Below are 22871 nucleotides of genomic sequence, written 5' to 3'. Positions count from 1 at the left end.
AGAACGCACCAGGAGCCCGCCATGAGCCGCCCCACCGACCGCCTGTACCACTTCGACACCCGCGTGGTTCGCGCCACCCAGCTCACCCCGCGCATGCGCCGCATCACGGTGAGCTGCCCGGAGCTTGCCGTGTTCCACGTAGAAAACGGCCCCAACATCAAGCTGTACTTCCCGCTGCCCGATGGCGGCCGCGCCTCGCGCGCCTACACCGTGCGCCACTTCCGCCGCGACGCGCTGGAGCTGGACATCGACTTCCTGCTGCACGAGCCGGACGGCGCCGCCTCGCTGTGGGCGCGCCACGCCCAGCCCGGCGACCCGCTGGCGGTAATGGGCCCGCGTGCACCGCTGGACCTGGCTGGCGAACGGCAAGTGCTGCTGCTGGCCGACCTGTGCGCGCTGCCCGCCGCCAGCGCGCTGCTGGAAAGCCTGCCCGCCGACACCAGCGGCCACGCGCTGCTGGCGGTGCCGGCGGCCGACGAAATCATCGCGCTGCAACACCCGGCCGGCGTCAGCGTGCAATGGGTGGTGGCCGACGCCGTGGACGCCTTGCTGCCGGCGCTGGACGCGCTGCCGGCCAGCCAGTGGCAAGACGCCTACCTGTGGGCAGCAGCCGAGTCCGGCGTGGTGAAGGCCATCCGCGCGCGCTTCATCGCCGCCGGCCGCAGCAGCCGCGCTCGCACCCGGCTAGTCGGCTACTGGAAGCAGGGCCTGGCCGAGCACGAGTACCACGACCTGCGCCACGTGGAGATGGACGAGGCTTGAAATCGGCCGTGGCCATCACCATGATGGGTTAGGGCCTGCCCTAGTCCATTGCCCGCCCGGTCGGGTGGGCAATACGGCCCCCTTCGTTGAGGATACAAGATGAAACTGTTCTACTCCCCCGGTGCCTGCTCGCTGTCCCCGCACATTGCCCTGGCCGAGAGCGGCCTGCCGTACCAGTTCGAAAAAGTGAACCTGCGCGCCGAGCCGCGCCTCACCGAAAGCGGCGCCGACTTCCGCGCCATCAACAGCAAGGGCTACGTACCGGCGCTGCAGCTGGATAACGGCGAGATCCTCACCGAAGGCCCGGCGCTGGTGCAGTACATTGCCGACCTGGCGCCGGAAAAAAACCTGGCCCCGGCCAACGGCACGCTGGCACGCTACCGCCTGCAAGAAGCGCTGAACTTCATTTCCACCGAAGTGCACAAGGGCTTCTCGCCGATGTTCTACAGCCAGGACGATGCCGTCAAAGAGGCTGCCTGGCAGCGCCTGAGCACCCGCTTTGACGCGCTCAACGCCACACTGGGCCAGCAGGACTACCTGCTGGGCGACAGCTACACCGTGGCCGACGGCTACCTGTTCGTGTGCCTGTCGTGGACCAAATACGTTGGCCGCACCCTGGACACCTGGCCGGCGCTGCAGGCGTTCAGCGCCCGCATCTTTGCCCGCCCGGCGGTGCAACAGGCGATGAAGGAAGAAGGCCTGCTGTAAGTGGTCAACTTGCCCGATACCAACACGCCCTGCCTGTGCAGGGCGTGTTGCCTTGTACCCGCCCGATAAAGGACACCGCATGACCCACCTTGTGAACGTAGACGGCCTGATCGCCGCCCAGCGCGAATTTGCCGCCGCCCGCCACTGGCAACCGTTTCACACCCCGCGCAACCTGATGCTGGCGCTGACCGGCGAAGTGGGCGAGCTGGCCGAGATCTTCCAGTGGAAGACCGACGCCGAGGCCGCCAACCTTGCGGCCAACCCGGCCGAGTACACCCACTTGCAGGAAGAGCTGGCCGACGTGCTGATGTACCTGGTGCGACTGGCCGATGTGACAGGCGTGGACCTCAACGCCGCCGTGGCCGACAAGCTGCAGAAGAACGCCCGCAAGTACCCGGCCGACGGCAGCCGCGCACTGGGCTGAGCGCACATTGTCAGGCGGCCGGCATTTATTGCACACTCGCGCCATCAGCCGGCATACCGACCGGCCGCCAACACGAGTACCGCCACCATGACACGCCAACTGTTTGCCGCCAGCCTGCTGGCTGTCGCCGTTTCCAGCGCCTGGGCCGCCCCGGTGAAGCTGCGCCTGCTGGAAACCAGCGATATCCACATGAACCTGGTGAACTACGACTACTACCAGGACAAAGCCACCGACGAGTTCGGCCTGGCCAAAACCATCAGCCTGATCAAGGCCGCCCGCGCCGAGGCGCGCAACAGCGTGCTGATCGATAACGGCGACCTGCTGCAAGGCAGCCCGATGGGCGACCTGGTCGCCAAGGTGAAACCGCTGAAAAAGGGTGACACCCACCCCGCCTACACCGTGATGAACGCGCTGCGCTACGACGCCGGCAATATCGGCAACCACGAGTTCAACTTCGGCCTGCCGTTCCTGAAGCAGGCGCTGCAAGGTGCCGCCTTCCCGTACGTGTCCGCTAACGTCACCGACGCCAAAACCGGCAAGCCGCTGGTACAGCCCTACACCCTGCTCAAGCGCAAGGTGCAGGATGAAGACGGCAAGATGCACACGCTGACCATCGGCGTGATCGGCTTCGTGCCGCCGCAGATCCTGATGTGGGACAAAGCCAACCTGGAAGGCCGCGTGCAAGCGCAAGACATCCTGGAAAGCGCCCGCCGCTACGTGCCGGAAATGAAGAAAAAAGGCGCCGACATCGTGGTAGCCGTAGCGCACTCCGGCTTCGAGAAGGGCGAACAGCCGCGCTTTGCCGAAAACTCGGTCGCCGGCCTGGCCGAGGTGGCGGGCATTGACGCCATCCTGTTCGGCCACGCCCACGCCGAGTTTCCGTCCAAGGCATTTGCCGACTACCCGAAGGTCAATATCGACAAGGGCACCATCAACGGCGTGGCCGCCACCATGCCCGGCCGCTGGGGCGACCACCTGGGCGTGATCGACCTGACGCTGGACAAGGTTGGCCGCAACTGGAAAGTAGTCGACCAGCAAGCCAGCCTGCGCCCGATCTTCGACAAGAAAGCCAAGAAGCCCACCGTGGACGCCGACCCGATGGTGCGCGACCTGATCGGCCACGTGCACGACGACACGCTGGCCTACGTGCGCGGCCGGGTGGCGGAAACCACGGCGCCGATCTACAGCTACTTTGCCCAGGTGGCCGACGACCCGTCGGTACAACTGGTATCGCAGGCACAGCGCTGGTACGTGAAGAACGCGGTGCGCGGCACCGAGTACGAACAGCTGCCGCTGCTGTCGGCAGCCGCCCCGTTCAAGGCCGGTGGCCGCCAGGGCTGGCGTTACTACACCGATATTCCGGCCGGCCCGCTGGCGATCAAAAACCTCGCCGACCTGTACATTTACCCCAACACCCTGAAAGTGGTGAAGGTGAAAGGCAGCGACGTGCGTGAATGGCTGGAGCGCTCGGCAGGCCAGTTCAACCGCATCGACCCGCAAGGCCCGGCGGCGCAGGAGCTGATCAACCCCGACTTCCGCTCCTACAACTTCGACACCATCGATGGCGTCAGCTACGAGATCGACGTGACGCAGCCTTCGCGCTACGACATGGACGGCAAGCTGGCCAATGCGGCCGCGCACCGCATCGTCAACCTGCGTTACGACGGCAAGCCGCTGGACGATAACCAGACCTTCCTGGTGGCCACCAACAACTACCGCGCCAGCGGCGGCGGCAACTTTGCCGGCCTGAACGGCAAGCAAATCGTCATCGATGCCCCGGACGAAAACCGCGAGGCGCTGGCGCGCTACCTGGCCAGCGAAGGCAAGGTCAACCCCAGCCGCGACAACAACTGGCGCATCCTGCCGGTGGCCGGTGTCGGCCTGCGCTTTGCCACCGGCGCCGGCGCCAAGGCGGTGCTGGACCGTCACCCGGAGTTCCGCCTGGTAAGCGAGGGCAGCGACGACGCCATCACGCTGGAGCTGATCAAGTAAACAATCGGTGTTGCATAAATGACAAAAGGCTGGCGCTTGCGCCGGCCTTTTTTATCGAAACAACAACCAATTTTAAACCTTATCTTTTTAAATCGTCATTTAGTTTCAAACAGCGGTCATGACGATTTCAAGCAACTGCTAACCTATTTCTTTTTGTAGACAACTACTTGAGCGGACATGACGCGCACTGACCTCTCGCACCTTTCCTCTGCCGGCCCCGTTACCGCGGATGCCAGCCGGCTGCAGCAGATACTCGACCTGTTGCCGCACCCCGTCATGCTGTTCCGTCCCGACCATACCGTGGAATACGCCAACGCCGAGGCCCGCCGCCTGTACGGCGAACCGCAACACGCCCCCTGCCACCAGTACATCCACGGCATCGGCCAACCCTGCGACAGCGGTGCACCCTGCCCGCGCCAACAAGTGCTGGAGCGCCGCCAGCCGATCACGGTTGAACAAGCCTGTACCGACAGTTTCGGCCAGCAACGCTACTACGAAATCACACTGGCACCGCTGTTCACCGCCCACGGCGAACTGGACGCGCTGCTGGAAACCCACCACGACGTCACCGCCCGCCGCCTGGAAGCGCAGCGGCTGCAGCTGCTGCAAGGCCACCTCACCGAGCTGGCCCACCGCGACTCGCTGACCGGGCTGGCCAACCGCCGTTATCTGGAGCTGAAGCTGGACACGCTGGCCAAAGACAACACCGCCCGGCTCTGCGCGCTGCTATTCCTCGACCTCGACCGCTTCAAGGCCATCAACGACGTACACGGCCACGTCATTGGCGACCGGGTGCTGTCCACCATGGCGGCGCGCCTGCGCGGCGTGGTGCGCACCAGCGACTTGCTGATCCGCGTCGGCGGCGACGAATTTGCCGTGCTGCTGGAAAACACCAACGAAAGCGGTGCCCGCGCCGTGGCCAGCAAGATCATCGCCGCACTGGGTGTGGAGGTGGAAGGGCTGAGCCAGCCCAACAGCGTCAGCGCCTCGGTCGGCATTACCCTGTTCCACAGCGGCAGCGTGATGCCGCGCGACATCCTGAACCAGGCCGACAGCGCCATGTACCGCGCCAAGCGCCGCGGCGGTAACGACCGCGAGCTGGTACGGCTGTAAAGCAGCGCCAAAAAAACAGCGGCCAACCCCGCTAGGGTTGGCCGCTTTGTCTTGCACGCAGCCAGAGCGACCGCGTTACAGGAAACGCAAGGGGTTCACCTGCCACTTGGCCGGGTCTTCGTGGCTGACAATCTTGTCACCGCCACCAAAGCCCAGCGGCCTGGACAGATCCACCACCTCGGGGGCCACATACACCCCGCTGCGGGTGCTGAAGAAGGTTTTCACCTTCGGCTGCAGCAGGTTGCCGTCGTTCTGCTCCACCACCACCCCCAGCTTGCCGGACTCCAGCAGCACCAGCGTGCCCACCGGGTAAATGCCGACACAGCGCATGAAAGCCTGCACCAGCTTGGGGTCGAAGTGGTACTTCGACCATTCGTACAATTTGCGCAGCGCATCGGTGGCCGACATGCCCTTGTGGTAGCAACGGTCGGCGGTAATGGCGTCGTACACGTCGACAATGGCAGCCATCTTGGCCATGGTGGTGATCTGGTCGCCCGGCAGCTTGTGCGGGTAACCGCTGCCATCTACCCGCTCGTGGTGATGCAGGGTGATATCCAGCGGAATCTCGCCAATGCCCGGCGTTTTCAGCAAGATGGCGTGACCGTCGCCGGGGTGGCGGCGGATGATGTCGAATTCTTCGTCGGTTAGCCGGCCAGGCTTGTTGAGGATGTCATCCGGCACCAGTGCCTTGCCGGTATCGTGCAACAGGCCGCCCAAGCCAGCCTGGCGAATGGCCTCGCGGTCCATGCCCACCGAGCGGCAGAACGCGATCATCAGCGTACCGACGCTCACCGAATGCAGGAAGGTGTAATCGTCCTTGTTCTTGATGCGCAGCAGCGTGGTCAGCGCACCGCCGTTACGCAGTACCGATTCGGTAATGGACTCGATCATCGGGTCCACCTGCTCCAGCTCCACCGCCTTGCCCAGCCGCACGTCCTGCATCACTGTTTTCACCAGCGTCTGCGCCTGGTTCTTGATGCGGGCAGCGCGACCCATCTCGTCGGCAAACGATACCTGCAGCGGCGGCGGCGCTTCCTTGCTGGCAATTTCCAGCATTTCCTGCTGCAGCGTCTCTTTCACCTCCTCCTCGGTGCGGGCATGGCGCACATCCAGCCCCTTCTGGGTATCGATGTAGACCTCGTGGATGCCCGCCTCGACGATCTTGGCAATCTCGTCATCGCTCTTCAGCAGAAAGCGTTTGCGGAAGAACGGATGCGAAGCCCAGTCGCAGTTCAGGTCATGCACGAACATGCCGACTTTCAGGTCCGAGACTTCAATACACTTGATCATTTCTTATACTGACTGCTCTGTGATGGGGTGAATGCGGCGTTGTGCTGCGCGCCACGGCTGGCGCGACGGCCACGCTTTCATTATCGAAGGAGATAGGCTGTAGCGCCAATACCGAAATCGCCCCGCTACAAATTTTCCCGATGGCATAATCTGGCAAGGTGTGGCTTTTAACTGGTTACACTATAAAACATCAGCGCAGTTTTGATCATTTGCTATTCAACAGTCCTTACCGAGCGTATGGTTTTATCAGAACATACGTAGAAATACCTAGTCGTGACTTCTATCCTGCAAGGATCAGTCACCATCAGGTCCAGCACGGGAAAACACTATGGCTACAGTAAAGCAATGGGGACACCTGGGTAACCGCATCATCGTGGTCGCCGGCATCGCCATCGCCGTCGGCTTCAGCAGCATGATCGGGCTGATCGCGCGTCAGAGTTACCAATCGGCCGAAGAACAAGGCTACAAGCTGGCGTCGGAACAGGCCGGCCGCTTTGCCGACGCCGTCACCGCCGACCTGGCCTACGGCTTCAGCGTACCCAAACACCTGGCCGACGCGGTGGCCGGCATGCAGCGCGCCGGCACCGTCGACCGCAAGGTCATCGACAACACCATCCTCAGCATGCTGGACGCCGAACCGCAAATCATCGGCATGTGGATGCTGTACGAACCCAACGCGCTGGACGGCAAAGACGACGCATTCCGTCTGGATTGGCCGCGTCACGACCCCACCGGCCGCTACAGCCCGTACATGACCCGTGGCGGTGACGGCAAGGCCGCGCAGGACGTAATGATGTCCAAAGACCGGGTAGAGAAGTTTCCGGAGTGGAAAGACAAGCTCACCGAGTATGTGCCCGACTACGACAAGCCGGGCTGGGGCGATTTCTACTACGTACCGAAAACCCGTGGCCGCGACACCATCACCGAGCCGTTCTTCTACGAAGTACAAGGCAAGCAAGTACTGGAAAGCTCGCTGGCCGTGGCCATCAAAGATGGTAGCGGCAAGTTTCTCGGCGTTGCGGCAGCCGACCTGGCGCTGGACACACTGCAGAAGAAATACGGCAGCGTGAAGCTGTATGAAACCGGCTACGTGCGCATGGTGTCGGAAGGCGGCCTGTACGTGGTCAACCCCGACGCCGCCCTGGTGGGCAAACCGCTGGCCAAGGAAGACGTGCTCACCAGTTACCAGGACAAAATCCGCAAAGGTGAAGACTTCGTGTTTGAAGACGGTGGTTTCACCCACTTCTTCTACCCGATCAAGGTCGGCAATACCGGGCAGTTCTGGGCGGCCGGCGTTGCCATCCCCACCGCCGCCATTACCGAGTCGGCCGTCAGCCAGCGCAATATGGCCATCGTGATCGGCATTGTGGCATTGGTGATCATCCTGCTGGTGCTAGCCGCCGTGGTACGCGCGCTGACCCGTCCGCTGAATACGCTGGCCAACACCATGGAACAGCTGGCCAGTGGCAAGGGCGACCTTACCGTACGCATCCAGGTCAGCAACCGCGACGAGATCGGCCACACCGCCGACGCCTTCAACCGCTTTATCGATAGCCTGCGCGAGATGTTCATCGACGTGCGCGAGCAGAGCCTGGCCGTCAGCCGCAGCGCAGGCCAGCTGGCAGACAGCGCCATCAAGGTGGAACAGGCCTCGGCGCAACAGTCCGACGCCGCCAGCGCCACCGCCGCCGGCGTGGAAGAAGTCACCGTCAGCGTGCAGCACATCGCCAACTCGGCCAGCGATGCCGAGAAGATCGTGCAGGATACCGGCCAGTTGACCGAGCAGAGCGTGGCCACCGTCGAGCAAGTCACCGGCGAAATCCGCCGCATGACCAGCAGCATGCAGGCGCTGGCCGACCGCATGGGTGCCTTGGGCGAGCGTTCACAGGAGGTAAACACCATTGTCAACGTGATCAAGGACATTGCCGACCAGACCAACCTGCTGGCACTGAACGCAGCCATCGAAGCAGCACGCGCCGGCGAGCAGGGCCGCGGCTTTGCCGTGGTAGCGGACGAGGTGCGCAACCTGGCCGGCCGCACCGCCGAAGCCACGGTGCAGATCAGCCGTATCGTCAATGCCATCGGCAGCGAAACCGGCGACGCCGTCGCCGAGGTAAAACGTAGCCGTGACCTGGTAGCCACCAGCGTGGACATCGCCCATGCGGCCAACCAGGCCATGCAGTCGGTACAGGAGAAGAGCCAGGTACTGGTGCTGTCCATCGGCGACATCGCCTCGTCTACCCGCGAGCAATCCAGCGCCACCACCGAAATCGCGCAGAACGTGGAGCGCATCAGCAATATGGCGCACACCAACAGCGACATCGCGCGCGAGGTGCGCAGCGAGGTAGAGCAGCTGCGCGAGCTGTCGGGCAACCTGGAGCGGCTGGTCAGCAACTTCCGGCTGTAAGGAAAGGCCCGCGCTCGAAAGCCACCGGACAGCACTGAATGCGCGCAGACAACCTGGTCAGCCGCTGAAAGGCCAGTCGATCACCCGGTCCCGTTGGCGCGAGCCGGGCAAAATGGTGCGCCCCAGGTTTTAAGACGCCGATTTGTTTGAGCTCCGAGCCGTTAGCGAGGAGCGAGTTCGGCGGCGCCTGGGGCGTGCCGTTTTGACCGGGGTTTCGAGCAGCCCCGGGTTGCGGGGGAATGAAAAGGGGGCGGCAATCCGCCCCCTTTCCCGTTTGCCGGGCGGAACCGGCATCTTCAAACATCATCCGCGTAGCGGATTCGGTAGATGAATGTGCTTTTCAAAACGACAGCTCATTACCCGCTATGGTTGGCCGCAATAGCAAGCGATACCCGCCACCGTATCAGCCCACAGCCAATGGCTACTGCTATTACTGCTCGGCGCGCCGGCCACACTGCTGGGGCCACGCTGGCGGCCATGGTTGGCCGCAGGCTTCGTACTGTTGGCCGCACGGCTGATCACCAGCTGCCCCCTACCCACACCGCAGCGGATTTCGTATAATCCCGCGATTTTGTTCGCGAGCCGCACCATGTCCCGTTCCCGCTACCGTACCGCTTTCCTTGCCGCCCAGGCGCAAGGCAATGCCGTTTCCGGCCGCGAACGACGTGCTGCCGGGCCCGACCGTTTTTGCAAAAAAAGCTCCTGATTGCTCAGGGGCTTTTTTTTCAGCCTGTTTTTGTCATCTGCCGGAGCGACCCGCCATGTCCAACCCGCTTTACCGCAAGCACATCCTCTCCATCCCGGACTTCAGCCGGGCCGAACTGGAACTGGTGGTGGAAACCGCCGCACGCCTGAAAGCCAACCCGCGTGCCGATCTGCTGCAGGATCGCCTGATTGCTACCTGCTTCTTCGAACCGTCCACCCGCACCCGCCTGTCGTTCGAAACCGCCGTACAGCGCCTGGGCGGTACCGTGATCGGCTTCTCCGACGCCGCCAGCACCTCCACCAAGAAGGGGGAAACGCTGGCCGACACCGTGCGCATCATCAGCAGCTATACCGACGCCATCGTGATGCGCCACCCGAAGGAAGGCGCCGCCCGCGTGGCCAGCGAGTTCTCCGCCGTGCCCATCATCAACGGGGGTGACGGTGCCAACCAGCACCCGTCGCAAACCCTGCTCGACCTGTTCACCCTGCACGAAACCCAGGGCCGGCTGGACAACCTGACCGTGGCCTTCGTCGGCGACCTGAAGTACGGCCGTACCGTGCACTCGCTGGCGCAGGCGCTGTCGCTGTTCGGTGCCAAGTTCTACTTTGTCGGCCCCGAGGCGCTGGCGATGCCGGACTACCTGTGCGAAGAGCTGGACGAACGCGGCATCAGCTACACCATTGCCAGCACGATCGAAGAAGTGATCCCGCATATCGACATCCTGTACATGACCCGCGTGCAACGCGAGCGCTTCGACGAGGCCGAGTACCAGAAGATCAAGGGCCAGTTCGTGCTGCGCGCCGACATGCTGCGCCACGCCCGCCCCAACATGAAGATCCTGCACCCGCTGCCCCGCGTGGACGAGATCACCACCGACGTGGACGCCACCCCGCACGCCTACTACTTCGAGCAGGCGAAAAACGGTGTTTACGCCCGCCAAGCGCTGCTGTCGCTGGTACTGAACGAAACGGTGTGAAAGGAAAAACCATGAGCGAAAAAGTCTACGCCCGCAATGTCGAAGCCCTGAAGAACGGCACCGTCATCGACCACATCCCGGCCGGCATGGGCCTGCGCATCCTCGACCTGTTCGAGCTCACCCGCTACGGCGAGCGCGTCACCGTGGGTCTCAACCTGTCCAGTGGCCACATGGGCAGCAAGGACCTGATCAAGGTGGAAAACCTGGTGCTGACCGAAGAGCAGGCCAACGAGCTGGCGCTGCTGGCGCCCAAGTGCACCGTCAGCGTGATCGAGGACTTCGAGGTCGTGCGCAAGCAGAAGCTGGCGATTCCGGCCGAAGTGACCGATCTGTTTGCCTGCCCCAACTCCAACTGCGTGTCGCACGTGGAGCCGGTGAAGAGCCATTTCAGCGTGCGCGTGACCGAGCACGACACCAAAATGAAGTGCAAGTATTGCGAAAAGGTGTTCAGCAAGGATATCGTGGTGGCCGTGCGCTAAGTCGTACAGAGGGAAATAGACCAAACTGCTGTCGCCACGATGCGGCAGCGGCCACAATAAAACGAACGCCACTGCCGGCCGGCAGTGGCGTTTTGTTTTGCGGCCAACCTAATAGACCCGCTCAGCCCTGCAGCAGCGCCTGGCACTCGGCCGACGCCGGCCACGCCTGTACCCAGACGGGCAGGGCGGCCGCCGGCATCGGCCGCGCCATGCCGTAGCCCTGGCCCAGGCGGCAGCCCATGGCGCGCAAGGCGTGGGCATGGGCGATGGTTTCCACGCCTTCGGCAATCACCTCGCGGCCGAAGGCACGCGCCAGGCTGATGACGCCTTCTACCAGCGCGCGGTCTTCGCTGTTGTCCAGCATGTCGCGCACGAAGGACTGGTCGATTTTCAGCAAGGAAGCCGGCAGGCGCTTGCAGTAAGTCAGCGACGAATAGCAGGTACCGAAGTCGTCCAGCGCAAAGCTGACGCCCAGCGCCGCGCAGGCCTGCATCACGGCGGACACCTGGCCAATGTCGCGCAGCGCCGCGCTTTCCAGAATCTCCAGCGCCAGCTGCGCCGGCGGCAGCGCCGGGTAGCGCGCCAGGCTTTGCGCCAGCTGGGCGGCAAAATCGGGCTGCTGCAGCTGGCTGGCGGCCACGTTGACGCTGACGGTCAGCACCAGCCCCTGGCGCCGCCACAGGTCCAGCTGCGCCAGGGCGGTGTCGATCACCCATTGCCCCACGGCCACGATCAGCGGGCTGTCGGCGATCAGCGGCAGAAACGCCGCCGGCGACAGCAGGCCCAGCTGCGGGTGCTGCCAGCGCAGCAGCGCCTCGGCGCCCACCACACGGCCATCCTGCATGTCCACCTTGGGCTGGTAATACAGGCACAACTCGCCGCTATCCAGCGCGTCGCGCACCCGCGCCTGCTGCTCGCTGAGGTCGCGCTGCTGGCGCGCCTGCTCGCTGTCGAACAGCTGGTAACAATTGCGCCCGCGTTGCTTGGCCTGGTACATGGCCTGGTCGGCGTGACGCAGCAGGGTGTCGGCGTCGCCATCGTCGTAAGGGTAGAGGGTGGCGCCGATGCTGGCGGTGAGCTGCAGCGTCATGCCGTCCAGCGCCAGCGGCAGGGCGATTTCGTGCAGCAAGGCCTGCAAGGCGCGGGCGCATTGCTCGGGGCTGTGCAGCTCGGTGAACAGCACCACGAACTCGTCACCCCCCAGCCGCGCCACGGTGTCACCACCGTGCACCAGCTGGCGCAAGCGGGCGGCCAACGCCACCAGCACGCGGTCGCCCATCTGGTGGCCATACTGGTCGTTCACCGGCTTGAAACCGTCCAGGTCGAGGTAGCACACGCCCAACAGCCGCTCGCTGCGCCGTGCCTGCGCCATCGCCTGCTGCATGCGGTCGGCCAGCAGCACGCGGTTGGGCAGCTCGGTCAGCGCGTCGTGGTAGGCCAGGCGCTGCAGGCGGGCTTCCTGTTGCTTGAGTACCGAAATATCGGAAAACACGCCCAGGTAATGGCTGACGGCGCCGGCCTGGTCGTAAACGGCCGAGATGGTCAGCAGCTCGGGATAGGTCTGGCCGTCGCGGCGGCGGTTCCAGATCTCGCCCTGCCACACGCCGTGCTCGCGCAGGGTTTGCCACATCTGCTGGTAAAAGCCGTCGTCCTGGCGCCCGGACGACAACAGCCGCGGGTTCTGCCCCAGCACCGCCTCACGCGGGTAGCCGGTGATGCGGCTGAACGCCGGGTTCACGTCCACGATCAGGCCCTGCGGCGTGGTGAGCATGATGCCTTCGCTGGAGTGGCTGAACACGGTGGCGGCCAACTGCAGCCGCGACACCGCCTGCTTGCGCTCGATGGCCAGCGCCACCAAGTGCAGCACGCTGTGCAGCAGGTGTTCGTCGTGCGGGTCCAGGCTGTCGTCGCAGCGGCCCTCGGCGTGCAGTTCGGCCAGCAGGTGGCCGTCCAGGCCGCGCACCGGCAGGCACAGGCCGTCAAACGGCGGTGGCGCGCCGTCGGGCAGGCGGAAGGCGATACGCCGGCGCAGCAGCGGTTGCAGATAGTCGGCAATGCGCTGCAGGCCTGTCGGCAGCGGCGGGTCGCTGTTCATGCATTCCAGCAGGTAGGCACGGGTGCTTTCCAGGCGCCGGCTGTAGACCTGTTCCTGCTGCATGGCGATGCGGTCCAGCGCGTAGCCGATGTCGCTGGCCATTTCGCTGAACAGGTTCACCAGCTGCTCGTCGAACTCGAAGTCGGCACCGTAATACACGGCCAGTACCAGCTGATGCTCGCCGGCATGGCGGATCGGAAACGCCGCGGTGGCACCCCAGCCGTAGCGTTCGATGCGCTGTACCCATTGCTCGACCAGCTGCGGCTGGCCGGCCAGGATCTGGCGCGCCAGCGCGCGAAAACTGGGGATCACCACCGGCTGCTGCTCCAGCACCGCGCGCGAGGCGGCGCCGTGGCTTTCGGTCTTGTCCGGCCGCGTCCATACCGTGATCTCGTCCAGGTAGTCGGCACCGCTACCGTACACCGCCAGCGGGCGCAGGTACTGCTGCGCGGTGTCGTGCTGGCCGATCCACGCCATGCGCTGGCCGCCGTGCAGCACGGCAATCTCGCAAATGCGCTCGAACAGCCGCTGCGGGTCTTGCTCGCGCACGATGGTCTGGTTGGTAAACGACAGCGCGGCATAGGCCTGGTTAAGGCGGCGGATCTGCTCGCCGGCGGCTTTCTGGGTGCGGATGCTGCGGAAGGTGGTCACCACGCCCACCTGGCGGCCTTCCTCGCGCAACGGCGTTGCCGTCAGCCACACCGGCAGGAAGCTGCCGTCCTTGCAGATCAGGTAATCCTCGCCGGCGCGGGGCTGGCCGTCGCGCCGGGTTTGTACGATGGGGCAGTCGTACTCGGGGTAGGGGCGGCCGTCGGGGTGATGGTGGTGCACCAGCGCGTGGGCATCGCTGTGTTCCAGCTCGTGGCGCTGGTAACCCAGCATCGCCAAGGCGGCGTCGTTGACGAAAATGCAGTGGCCAGCGTTATCGGTGCCCCATACCCCTTCGCCCAGGCTTTGCAGCAGGGTTTCCTGCTGCACCTGCATGCGGCGGTGCTGTTGCAGCAGGCGCTGGTGGTGGCGCTGGCGTTGCCATGCCCGCCACGCCAGCGCGGCGGCCAACACGGCCAGGCCGCCGCTGAGCACGCCGGACGCCAACACGGGCTCGGTCTGGCCGGCGGCGTAACAGGGCGCCGTCAACAACAGCGAGGCACAGAGTCGGGCAGGGCGGTACATGGCAGCATCACGTCAGGCAAAAGCGGAGTGTAACCCGTCATCCGCCTGGCCGCTGCGCTGCCGTGGCAGGGTGATGACGATACGCAGGCCGCCAACGCTGCCGGACTCCAGCCGGATCTGGCCGTCGTGGCCGCGCACGATCTCGCGCACGATGGCCAGCCCCAGGCCGCAACCGTCGCCGCCGGCCTGCTGGCCACGGTAAAAGCGTTCGAACACCAGCGACTGTTCCTCCGGCGGAATGCCGGGGCCGCTGTCGCTGATGACCAGCTCCACCTCGTGGCCACGCTGCCAGGCCGAGACCGTGATCTCGCCCCCCGGCGGCGTGTAGCGCACCGCGTTGTCGATCAGGTTGGACAGCATCTCGCGCAACATCAACGGTTGGCCGCACAGCATCACGCTGTCGTCGCCTTCGTACCCCAGGTCCAGCGCCTTGCCCAGCGCCAACATGACGAAATCCATGGTCACCTCGCGTGCCAGCTCGGCGATATCCAGCTGGCGGGTGTCCTGGCTGGCCGGCCCCGGCTCGGCGCGCGACAGCGCCAGCAGCTGGTTGGCCAGGCGGATGGTCTGGTCGCTGGAATGCACCAACGCCGCCAGGCCGGCCTTCTGCTCGGCCGGGTCGTCCAGCCGTTGCGTGTACTCGGCCTGGGTTTTCAGCAGCGTCAGCGGCGTGCGCAGCTGGTGGGCGGCGTCAGCAATGAAGCGCTGGCGGATGGCGAGCTGGTTTTCCAGCTCCGACAGCGCGGTGTTCAGCGCCATCACCAGCGGCTGCAGCTCCTTCTGCACGCTGTTCACGTCCAGCTGCAGCGACGGGTCGCCGGCGCGGGCTTTCAGCGTGCTGCGCAGCCGGCCCAGCGGCCGCAGCGCACGGTTGATGCCGATGGCCACCAGCATGGCCGCCACCGCGCCGATCAGCCACTGCTGCGCCAGCGATTCGGTAAACAGCCGCCGCGCCAGCGACGCACGCGACAGCGTGGTCTCGCCCACCTGTACCAGCAACAGGCGCTGGCTGCCGGCGTAGTACAGCGGCACCGCCAGCGCCACGCTGCGGATGGCTTCGTCGCGGAAGCTGGCGTCGTAAAAGCGCAGCTCGCCGGCAGCGGGCAGGGCCGGAGGCAGCGGCAGGTCGGCGTCGCCGGTGATGGTGGAGCCGCCGGCAAAACCGATGCGATAGAACACGCGGTCCTGGAAGTGCGGGTCGAACATTTCCAGCGCCGCCACCGGGATGTCCACCACCAGCTCGCCGTCCTGCACCACGATGCGCTCGGCAATGCTGCGCGCCGACGCCTGCAAGGTGCGGTCGAACGCAGCGTTGGCCGCTTCGCGCGCGTTGTCCTGCGCCAGCCACGCCGTGGCCGCCGCCAGCGGAATCAGCGGCAGTACCACCCATTGCACCAGCTGGCGCCGCAACGACAGGTTCATCTGGCCACGTCCAGCATATAGCCCAACCCGCGCAGGGTAAGGATGGCCACGCCGCTGCCGGCCAGTTTCTTGCGCAGGCGGTGCACGTAGATTTCCATCGCGTCGGGGCTGAGGTCCTGGTCCAGACGCACGATCTGGTCGGCCAGCACATCCTTGCTGACCGGCTTGCCCTGGCGGTAGATCAGCACCTCCAGCACCGCCATCTCGCGCGGCGTCAGCGCCAAAGGTTGGCCGCAGACGGCAAAGCGCTTGTGTGCCGGCTCGAACACCAGCTCGCCACACTGCAGCACGCCGCCCTCGCTGCCTTGCGCCCGGCGCAGCAGGGCGCGCACGCGCGCTTCCAGCTCGGCCAGCTCGAACGGCTTGCCCAGGTAGTCGTCGGCGCCCAGGTCCAGGCCGTGCACGCGGGCGTCGATGCCGGTTTGCGCGGTCAGCACCAGCACCGGTACGCGGTTGCCGCGCCGGCGCAGGCGCTTCAGTACCTCGAAACCATCCATGCGCGGCAGGCCGATATCCAGGATCACCAGCGCGTACGGCTCGTACGACAGCAACTGGTCGGCCTGCACGCCGTCGGGGGCAATATCCACCGCATGGCCGGCGGCGCTGAGCGCCTTCTGCAGCCAGGTGGCAATATCGTGGTTGTCTTCTACTAAGAGCAGTCTCATTGCAGTCTCTGTGTTGCCGGTGCCGTCGGGCGGCGCCGGGCGTTTATCGCTGTATTGTCTTTTCATCCTATCACCCGCTGCCGCCGTGCCAAGCACCCTTAAGGCGCAGGCTGCAGCATTCTTGCACCATTGTCAGACAGTGAAAGGGAAATGAAAGCTAGCGCTGTCTAGACTGGGTGCAAGCCTAAGGAGTCGTGTATGTCCCGTCTGTGCCTGACCTTGCTGTGCCTGGCCTTCAGCCCGCTGCTGGCCGCCGGCAACGGCATGCAGAGCGGCCTGAGCGAAGCGGCGCGGCGCGAGGGCACCTTGCTGGTGCACTCCACCATCGACCGCGAACAGGTGGCGCCGCTGCTGGCAGCGTTCCAGGCGCGTTATCCGTTCATCCGCGTGCAGTACCGCGAGCTGAACAGTGCCGACATCTACCGCCGGGCGCTGCTGGGCAATGCCGACAGCGGCGACGTGCTGTGGAGCTCGGCGATGGACCTGCAGGTGAAGCTGGTGAACGACGGCCACGCGCTGCGTTACCGCAGCGCGGAGAAAGAGGCGCTGCCGGACTGGGCATCGTGGCGCGACGAGGTATACGGCACCACCTACGAGCCGGTGGTGTTTGCCTACCACCGCCAGCGGGTGGCGCCGGCCAGCATGCCGCAAACGCACACCGCGCTGCGGCGGGCGCTGCGGGCACAAGCCAGCCACTGGCGGGTAGCCACCTACGACGTGGAAGCCTCCGGTGCCGGCTATTTGTTTTTCAGCCAGGACTCGCGCCACAACGCCGAGTTCTGGGATCTGGCCGCCGCGCTGGGCAGCAGCGTGCGCTTCCAGGAAGGCAACAGCCTGACGCTATTGCGCCGGCTGCAGCAGGGCGAGGCCGATATCGCCTACAACGTGCTGGGGCCGTACGCGGTGAGTTTTGCCCGCCACCAGCCGCAAGTGGGCTGGGTACTGCCGCAGGACTACGCGCTGGTGGTAACGCGCTTGATGCTGATCCACAAGGCCGCACGCCACACCGCAGCGGCGCGCTTGTGGACCGATTTCGTGCTGTCGCGCGACGGGCAGCAAGTGCTGGCGCAAAGCAGTGGTCTGCCGCCGATACGCGAAGACCTGCCGCGCCAACTGGGCACGATCGACCTGAAACGCAATGCGGCCAACCTGCGGCCCATTCAGGTGGGTAGCGGCCTGCTGGTGTACCTGGATACGGCCAAGAAGAGCCTGTTTTTGAAACGCTGGCGCGAACAGCTACCCGCCAGTAACCGGCCGACGCACTGAAGCGCGGCCGCAAGAATGAAACATCGTCCCGTCCGAGGACGTATTACGCGTAGTACCACAACACTGCTGTACCACAACACTGGAGAGACTCATGAAACTGAAAGCCCTGCTGGTTTCCTGCCTGGTAGCCCTGGCCCCGATGGCCGCCCAGGCCCAAGTTGAACAATTCAAGATCATGGCCCCGGCCAACCCGGGCGGCGGCTTCGACACCATCGCTCGCACCCTGGGCGAGGCACTGCAAGCTTCCGGCCAGGCCAAGAACGTGGTGGTGGAAAACAAGGCCGGTGCCGGTGGTGCCATCGGCATGGCGCAGTTCGTCAACAATGAGAAGGGCAACCCCAACGCCTTGCTGGTAGCAGGTGCCGTGACCGTTGGCGCGCTGGAAACCAACAAATCGCCGGTGAACTTCGGCATGGTGACCCCGATTTCGCGCCTGATGGGTGAATTCAACGTCATCGTGGTACCGGCCGCGTCGCCGTACAAATCCATCAAGGACCTGATGGCCGCCTACAAGGCCAACCCGGGTTCGGTGAGCATCGGCGGCGGTTCGGCCGGTGGCATTGACCACATCATGGCCAGCCTGATGTCGGAAAAAGCCGGCGTGGACCCGGACAAGCTGAACTACATCCCGTTTGCCGGTGGTGGTGAAGGCAAGGCCGCCATCCTGGGTAACCAGATTGCCGCCTACATCAGCGGCTACGGCGAGTTGGCCGACCTGATCAAGGCCGGCAAGGTACGCGCACTGGGCATCTCTGCCGCCACCCGCAACCCGGATATCCCGGTTCCGACCATCCGCGAACAGGGCACCGACGTGGTGGTGTACAACTGGCGTGGCGTATTTGCGCCCCCGGGCATCAACGCGGCCCAGAAAGCCCAGCTGATCAAGATGGTGGAAACCGCAGTGAAGTCGCCGACCTGGAAAGCCAAGGCCGAGAAAATGGAATGGCTGGACATGCTGCAAAGCGGCGATAGCTTCCAGACCTTCCTGAACGAAGACATCAAGCGCACTGCCGCTACCGTGAAGAAACTGAAGCTGGGTAACTAAGCCATGATCAAGCGCGTATCTGGCGAGCAATGGCTCGCCTTCGGGATCATCCTGCTGGGCCTGTTCATGGCCTGGCAGTTGCAGGAGATCCCGAACGATGCCGGTTACGCCGGCATCGGGCCGCGCTTCTTCCCGTCACTGGTGGTAACCGGTCTTATCGTTGCCGGTGGCGCGTTGCTGATGCAGCGTCGCCACCGTAACGGGCCGGACACCGTGCTGAGCGACGGCGAGAACGACGCGGAACAACTGGAAGCCGAAGAAGAAGCCGAACGCGGCGACGCCGACTGGCGCATGTTTGCCATCGCCAGCGGCAGCCTGATTGCCCACATGGCGCTGATCGGCCTGATCGGTTTCACCCTGGCCGGCACCCTGCTGTGCTTCGGTATCTGCCGTGCGCTGGAAACGCGCCGCCCGACACTGGACCTGGTGCTGTCCTTCCTGCTGGCCCTCGGCCTGTTCCACCTCTTCAAATGGCTGGGCCTGAACCTGCCGTCCCTGCTGACCGGGGGAGTACTGTAAATGGAATCCTTGAACGCCCTGTTTTCGCTGGGCTTTGCCACCGCGCTGACCCCGGCCAACCTGCTGTGGGCGCTGCTGGGCTGCACCCTGGGCACCGCCATCGGCGTACTGCCTGGCGTCGGCCCGGCCGTTACCGTGGCGCTGCTGCTGCCTGTTACCCAGAGCGTGGACCCGACCGGCGCGCTGATCATGCTGGCCGGCGTGTACTACGGCGCCATGTTCGGCGGCTCCACCACCTCCATCCTGCTGAACACCCCGGGTGAAGCCGGCTCCATCGTGTCGGCGCTGGAAGGCAACAAGATGGCCAAGGCCGGCCGTGCCGGCCCGGCACTGTCCACCGCCGCCATCGGCTCCTTCGTGGCCGGCTCCATTGCCACCGTGCTGCTGACGCTGCTGGCCCCGATCATTGCCGGCTTCGCGCTGCAACTGGGCCCGGTAGAAACCTTCTCGCTGATGATGATGACTTTTGCCGCCGTGTCTGCCGTACTGGGCAACTCGCCGTTGAAAGGCTTCATCGCCCTGATGCTGGGCCTGGCCATCGGCCTGATCGGCATCGAGCCGCAATCCGGCCAGAGCCGCTTTACCTTCGGCCTGATGCCGCTGATCGACGGTATCGACATCGTGGTCATCGCCATGGGCCTGTTCGCGGTAGGCGAAACGCTGTACACCGCCACCTACGAGAACAAGGTAAAAGCCGGCCTGGAAACGCTGACCGGCAAGTTCTGGATGAGCAAGGACGACTGGAAGCGCTCGTGGAAACCGTGGCTGCGCGGTACCGCCATCGGCTTCCCCTTCGGCACCCTGCCGGCCGGTGGTACCGAGATGCCCACCTTCCTGTCGTATTCGGCCGAGCGCAAGCTGGCCAGCCCGGAAGTGCAGAAAGAATTCGGCAAAGGCGCCATCGAAGGCGTGGCCGGCCCGGAAGCGGCCAACAACGCCGCCGTCACCGGCACGCTGGTACCGCTGCTGACACTGGGTATCCCCACCTCGGCCACCGCCGCCATCATGCTGTCTGCCTTCCAGCAGTACAACATCGTGCCCGGCCCGCTGCTGTTCGATACCAACCCCGAGCTGGTGTGGGGCCTGATCGCCTCGCTGTATATCGGCAACGTCATGCTGCTGGTGCTGAACCTGCCGCTGGTCGGCCTGTGGGTACAGTTCCTGAAAGTGCCGCGCCCGCTGCTGTACGGTGGCATCGTGCTGCTGGCCACCATGGGTGCCTACGCACTGCGCCAGAGCTGGTTCGACCTGATGCTGCTGTACATCATCGGCGTGCTGGGCTTCCTGATGCGACGCTACGACTTCCCGGTGGTGCCGCTGATCGTCGGCCTGATCGTGGGCCCGATGGCCGAGAAACACTTCCGCCGCGCCATGTCCATCCACCAGGGCGACCTCACCGTGTTCGTGACGCACCCGATCTCGCTGGTGATCCTGCTGGTGACCGCCGCCATCCTGATCGTGCCGCCGCTGATGAAGCGCCGCCAGAAACTGCTGCAAGCCTGACCGCCTGCTGATGGCCGCCGTCAGAAGCGGCCGCTCACCCTGTACTCCCGGTACAAGCGATGTTGTACTTCTCATACGCCAGCGGACTCGTCATCAGTCTAGCTGGTGTTTTTTTTTGGCACGCCGCCGGCGGGCCGCTGCCGTGGCTGCTGGGCCCCTTGCTGGCCATGCTGGCAGGCCGCCTGCTGGGGCTGCCGCTGGCCAGCGTGCGTTACAGCCGTGAGCTGGGCCAGGCCATCGTCGGGCTGGCGCTGGGGCTCACCTTCAGCCATGAGGCCTTGTTGCGCACGGTGGCGCTGGCGCCGTGGATTGCGCTGGCGGTAGCGTTTGCTTTCCTGCTGGCGTGGCTGGCCATGCAGTTGCTGCGCCGGCTGTGCCCGGGGCTGGACCCGCTTACCGCCTGGCTGGTGGCGCTGCCGGGCGGCGCTTCGGAAATGACCGCCATCGGCGCCCGCCGTGGCGCAAAAAGCGAATGGATCGTGCTGGGCCAGAGCCTGCGCGTGCTGATCGTGGTGCTGCTGTACCCCGGCGCCTTTGCCCTGTTCGGGCACAGCGCTGCACCATTTGCCACCACGCTTGCACCACTGGGCAGCAGCGCACTGCCGTGGCTGCTGCCGGCCTTGGCGCTGGGCGCACTACTGCAGTGGCGGCACGTCCCCAACCCGTGGTTCATCGGGCCGCTGCTGGTCAGCCTAGTGCTGGCCAGCAGTAACACGGTCAGCGGCAGCCTGCCCGCCGGCTGGGTAGAGCTGGCGCAGCTGCTGATCGGCATTGCGCTGGGCGTGCGCTTCGACCGCCGGCAAATGCTGGCCGCTCCGCGCTTTCTGGCCGCATTCCTGGCCAGTCTGGCCAGCCTGCTGCTGCTGGCCCTGGGCGGTGCCTGGCTGCTGGCGTGGCTTGCCGGCCTGCCGCCGGCGCTGACCATCCTGGCGCTAGCCCCCGGCGGCATTACCGAAATGTGCCTGACCGCCAAAGCGATGGGGCTGGATGTGCCCAGCATCATCGGCTTTCAGCTGTGCCGGCTGGTGATGGTGCTACTGCTAGCCGAGCCGCTATCGCGCTGGCTGGCACCGGCTCAAGCGCGTGTTTGAAGCTGGCATGGCATTTGCAATAAAAACCGCCATACCCCATCCCGGACCTCATCATGCGTAGCCTGTTTACCAAGCCACAAGCCCCCGTCACCAGCGACGCCGTCATCTTCAACTACCAGCAACCCGCCCGTGCCCGCCTGGTGGCGCTGGGCAGCGGCAAAAAGCTGTGGCTGGTGGAAACCTACGACCCGCAGCACAAGGTTTGGGTATGGCAGCAGGAAACCAGCGATATGGAACAAGCTGTCGACGACGCCCGTCGCCTCAGCCTGTTTCCGGCGCGCAAGGTGTCGTAAAGTAACTGGTATTTTATTGGTTTAACGTTGGCCGCAGGGCTGCACCACAGGGTTGCAGCCGCCGCAGGCCGGCTGGGTATGCCCCTTGCCATTGCTGGCTTTCCACTACTTATCAACAGGCTGTGGATAAATTCCGGGGTGGCTGTCGGGGATCAACATGGCCGGCAAGGTGCGCAAATAAAAGTCCACCGGCCCGGCGCTGCCGATGATGGCGTAGCCGTAGCCCAGCTCGCGTAGCGCGTGCATCGACGCCAGCAGCAATATGCGTCCAAAGCCTTGACCTTGCTCGCTTTGCTTGACACCAGTGGGGCCGAAGAAGCCGCGCGCTGTCACATCGTAGCAAGCAAAACCCAGCCGTTCCGCACCCCGCTGCATTACCCAGGCCGAGGCCGGTTGCTGCCGGAAAGCCGTATCGAATTCGTCGGCCCAGCCTTCAGAAAACGTCTGGCTTATCCACATGCGCCACGCGCTGCGTTCGTGCGGTAGCGGGTGGCGCAACACCACGCCATCGGGCACGGCGGGGCAGGGTGGCAAACCGTACAGCTTTACCAGAATGTCGGCAGGCATGGCGTTTTCCTGTGGATAATTCAAACCTGTTTAATACCACTTATTATCCGATGCAGCCAGTAGCGGCTGTCACGCCGCCGTCACCCCGCTTTCATCGCCTTGCCACAACGGGCGGGCATGCTGTCGCGCCTTCGCTTACCGACTGTTGCCCACATGCTGAACCGTGAACTCACCCTGGCCGCGCTGGCGGCGTTGCCGCTGGCCACCCTGCTGTGCGGCGGCATGCTGCTGCTGTGGCCAGCCACCCCGCTGTGGCTACCGGCTCTACTGATGTTGTTGCTGCCAATGTGGAGCGCCATGGTGCTGTACGGCTGCGGGCTGGACCGTGCTCCTCGCGATATGCAATATCTGCATAGCGCATAAAAAAACGGGCCT

At 64.7% G+C, this 22871-nt stretch carries 20 protein-coding genes; 15 read left to right on the top strand and 5 right to left on the bottom strand.

The features are described 5' to 3' along the window. Positions 1-21 precede the first annotated feature (21 nt). The 5 genes from FLQ03_RS12965 (at position 22) to FLQ03_RS12945 (ending at position 4999) form a co-directional block, all read left to right on the top strand. Complete coding sequence (locus tag FLQ03_RS12965) at positions 22-762, top strand: siderophore-interacting protein (protein WP_144370596.1); 741 nt, start codon at positions 22-24, stop codon at positions 760-762. 99 nt (positions 763-861) lie between these two features. Then, a complete protein-coding gene (gstA, locus tag FLQ03_RS12960) occupies positions 862-1470 on the top strand; it encodes a glutathione transferase GstA (RefSeq protein WP_144370595.1) in 609 nt (202 codons plus the stop codon). Between the two features lie 79 nt (positions 1471-1549). Next, positions 1550-1894 (top strand): nucleotide pyrophosphohydrolase, encoded by a 345-nt coding sequence (locus FLQ03_RS12955; RefSeq protein ID WP_144370594.1) that lies wholly within the window; start codon positions 1550-1552, stop codon positions 1892-1894. Between the two features lie 87 nt (positions 1895-1981). Next, on the top strand, positions 1982-3886 hold the full coding sequence (locus FLQ03_RS12950; RefSeq protein ID WP_144370593.1) for a bifunctional 2',3'-cyclic-nucleotide 2'-phosphodiesterase/3'-nucleotidase: 1905 nt from the start codon (positions 1982-1984) through the stop codon (positions 3884-3886). A 177-nt stretch (positions 3887-4063) separates the two neighbouring features. Then, positions 4064-4999, top strand: coding sequence for a sensor domain-containing diguanylate cyclase (locus tag FLQ03_RS12945; RefSeq protein ID WP_144370592.1), 936 nt, complete (start codon positions 4064-4066; stop codon positions 4997-4999). A 75-nt stretch (positions 5000-5074) separates the two neighbouring features. Here FLQ03_RS12945 and FLQ03_RS12940 read toward each other — a convergent pair whose 3' ends face one another. After that, positions 5075-6289, bottom strand: a complete 1215-nt coding sequence (locus FLQ03_RS12940) for an HD-GYP domain-containing protein (RefSeq protein WP_144370591.1) — start codon at positions 6287-6289, stop codon at positions 5075-5077. A gap of 328 nt (positions 6290-6617) precedes the next feature. Here FLQ03_RS12940 and FLQ03_RS12935 point away from each other — a divergent pair, with 328 nt between their 5' ends. From FLQ03_RS12935 to pyrI, 3 genes are all read left to right on the top strand, one after another. Next, positions 6618-8696 (top strand): methyl-accepting chemotaxis protein, encoded by a 2079-nt coding sequence (locus FLQ03_RS12935; protein WP_144370590.1) that lies wholly within the window; start codon positions 6618-6620, stop codon positions 8694-8696. A 761-nt stretch (positions 8697-9457) separates the two neighbouring features. Continuing rightward, positions 9458-10378 (top strand): aspartate carbamoyltransferase, encoded by a 921-nt coding sequence (gene pyrB / locus FLQ03_RS12930; RefSeq protein ID WP_144370589.1) that lies wholly within the window; start codon positions 9458-9460, stop codon positions 10376-10378. Positions 10379-10389: 11 nt separating this feature from the next. Beyond that, positions 10390-10857 (top strand): aspartate carbamoyltransferase regulatory subunit, encoded by a 468-nt coding sequence (gene pyrI, locus FLQ03_RS12925; protein ID WP_144370588.1) that lies wholly within the window; start codon positions 10390-10392, stop codon positions 10855-10857. Between the two features lie 121 nt (positions 10858-10978). On the opposite strand, the gene FLQ03_RS12920 is transcribed toward pyrI, so the two are convergent. From FLQ03_RS12920 to FLQ03_RS12910, 3 genes are read right to left on the bottom strand one after another with little or no spacing between them, the layout of a single operon-like run. Then, positions 10979-14125: a bifunctional diguanylate cyclase/phosphodiesterase gene (locus FLQ03_RS12920; protein WP_144370587.1), complete on the bottom strand. Its 3147-nt coding sequence runs from the start codon at positions 14123-14125 to the stop codon at positions 10979-10981. 12 nt (positions 14126-14137) lie between these two features. Then, on the bottom strand, positions 14138-15547 hold the full coding sequence (locus FLQ03_RS12915) for a sensor histidine kinase (RefSeq protein WP_144370586.1): 1410 nt from the start codon (positions 15545-15547) through the stop codon (positions 14138-14140). Beyond that, entirely contained in the window at positions 15544-16212 is a 669-nt protein-coding gene (locus FLQ03_RS12910; protein ID WP_144370585.1) for a response regulator, read from the bottom strand. The genes FLQ03_RS12915 and FLQ03_RS12910 overlap by 4 nt, the downstream gene beginning before the upstream one ends. A gap of 198 nt (positions 16213-16410) precedes the next feature. On the opposite strand from FLQ03_RS12910, the gene FLQ03_RS12905 reads away from it, so the two are divergent. From FLQ03_RS12905 to FLQ03_RS12880, 6 genes are all read left to right on the top strand, one after another. Continuing rightward, on the top strand, positions 16411-17478 hold the full coding sequence (locus tag FLQ03_RS12905) for an ABC transporter substrate-binding protein (protein ID WP_144370584.1): 1068 nt from the start codon (positions 16411-16413) through the stop codon (positions 17476-17478). 91 nt (positions 17479-17569) lie between these two features. Next, positions 17570-18523, top strand: coding sequence for a Bug family tripartite tricarboxylate transporter substrate binding protein (locus tag FLQ03_RS12900; RefSeq protein ID WP_144370583.1), 954 nt, complete (start codon positions 17570-17572; stop codon positions 18521-18523). A 3-nt stretch (positions 18524-18526) separates the two neighbouring features. Further along, a complete protein-coding gene (locus FLQ03_RS12895; RefSeq protein WP_144370582.1) occupies positions 18527-19042 on the top strand; it encodes a tripartite tricarboxylate transporter TctB family protein in 516 nt (171 codons plus the stop codon). Continuing rightward, complete coding sequence (locus tag FLQ03_RS12890) at positions 19043-20545, top strand: tripartite tricarboxylate transporter permease (RefSeq protein ID WP_144370581.1); 1503 nt, start codon at positions 19043-19045, stop codon at positions 20543-20545. Between the two features lie 59 nt (positions 20546-20604). Beyond that, positions 20605-21636, top strand: a complete 1032-nt coding sequence (locus FLQ03_RS12885; RefSeq protein ID WP_144370580.1) for an AbrB family transcriptional regulator — start codon at positions 20605-20607, stop codon at positions 21634-21636. Between the two features lie 53 nt (positions 21637-21689). After that, positions 21690-21929, top strand: a complete 240-nt coding sequence (locus FLQ03_RS12880) for a hypothetical protein (protein ID WP_144370579.1) — start codon at positions 21690-21692, stop codon at positions 21927-21929. A gap of 105 nt (positions 21930-22034) precedes the next feature. On the opposite strand, the gene FLQ03_RS12875 is transcribed toward FLQ03_RS12880, so the two are convergent. Continuing rightward, complete coding sequence (locus FLQ03_RS12875; RefSeq protein ID WP_144370578.1) at positions 22035-22496, bottom strand: GNAT family N-acetyltransferase; 462 nt, start codon at positions 22494-22496, stop codon at positions 22035-22037. Between the two features lie 153 nt (positions 22497-22649). Between FLQ03_RS12875 and FLQ03_RS12870 the strand changes: the two genes are divergently transcribed. Next, positions 22650-22859, top strand: coding sequence for a hypothetical protein (locus tag FLQ03_RS12870; protein ID WP_144370577.1), 210 nt, complete (start codon positions 22650-22652; stop codon positions 22857-22859). Positions 22860-22871: the final 12 nt, after the last annotated feature.

It is taken from the genome of Vogesella urethralis, assembly GCF_007644045.2.
GTDB classification, from domain to species: domain Bacteria; phylum Pseudomonadota; class Gammaproteobacteria; order Burkholderiales; family Chromobacteriaceae; genus Vogesella; species Vogesella urethralis.
Note: the sequence above shows the minus strand (reverse complement) of the source record. Positions and strands in the feature narration are given on the sequence as shown.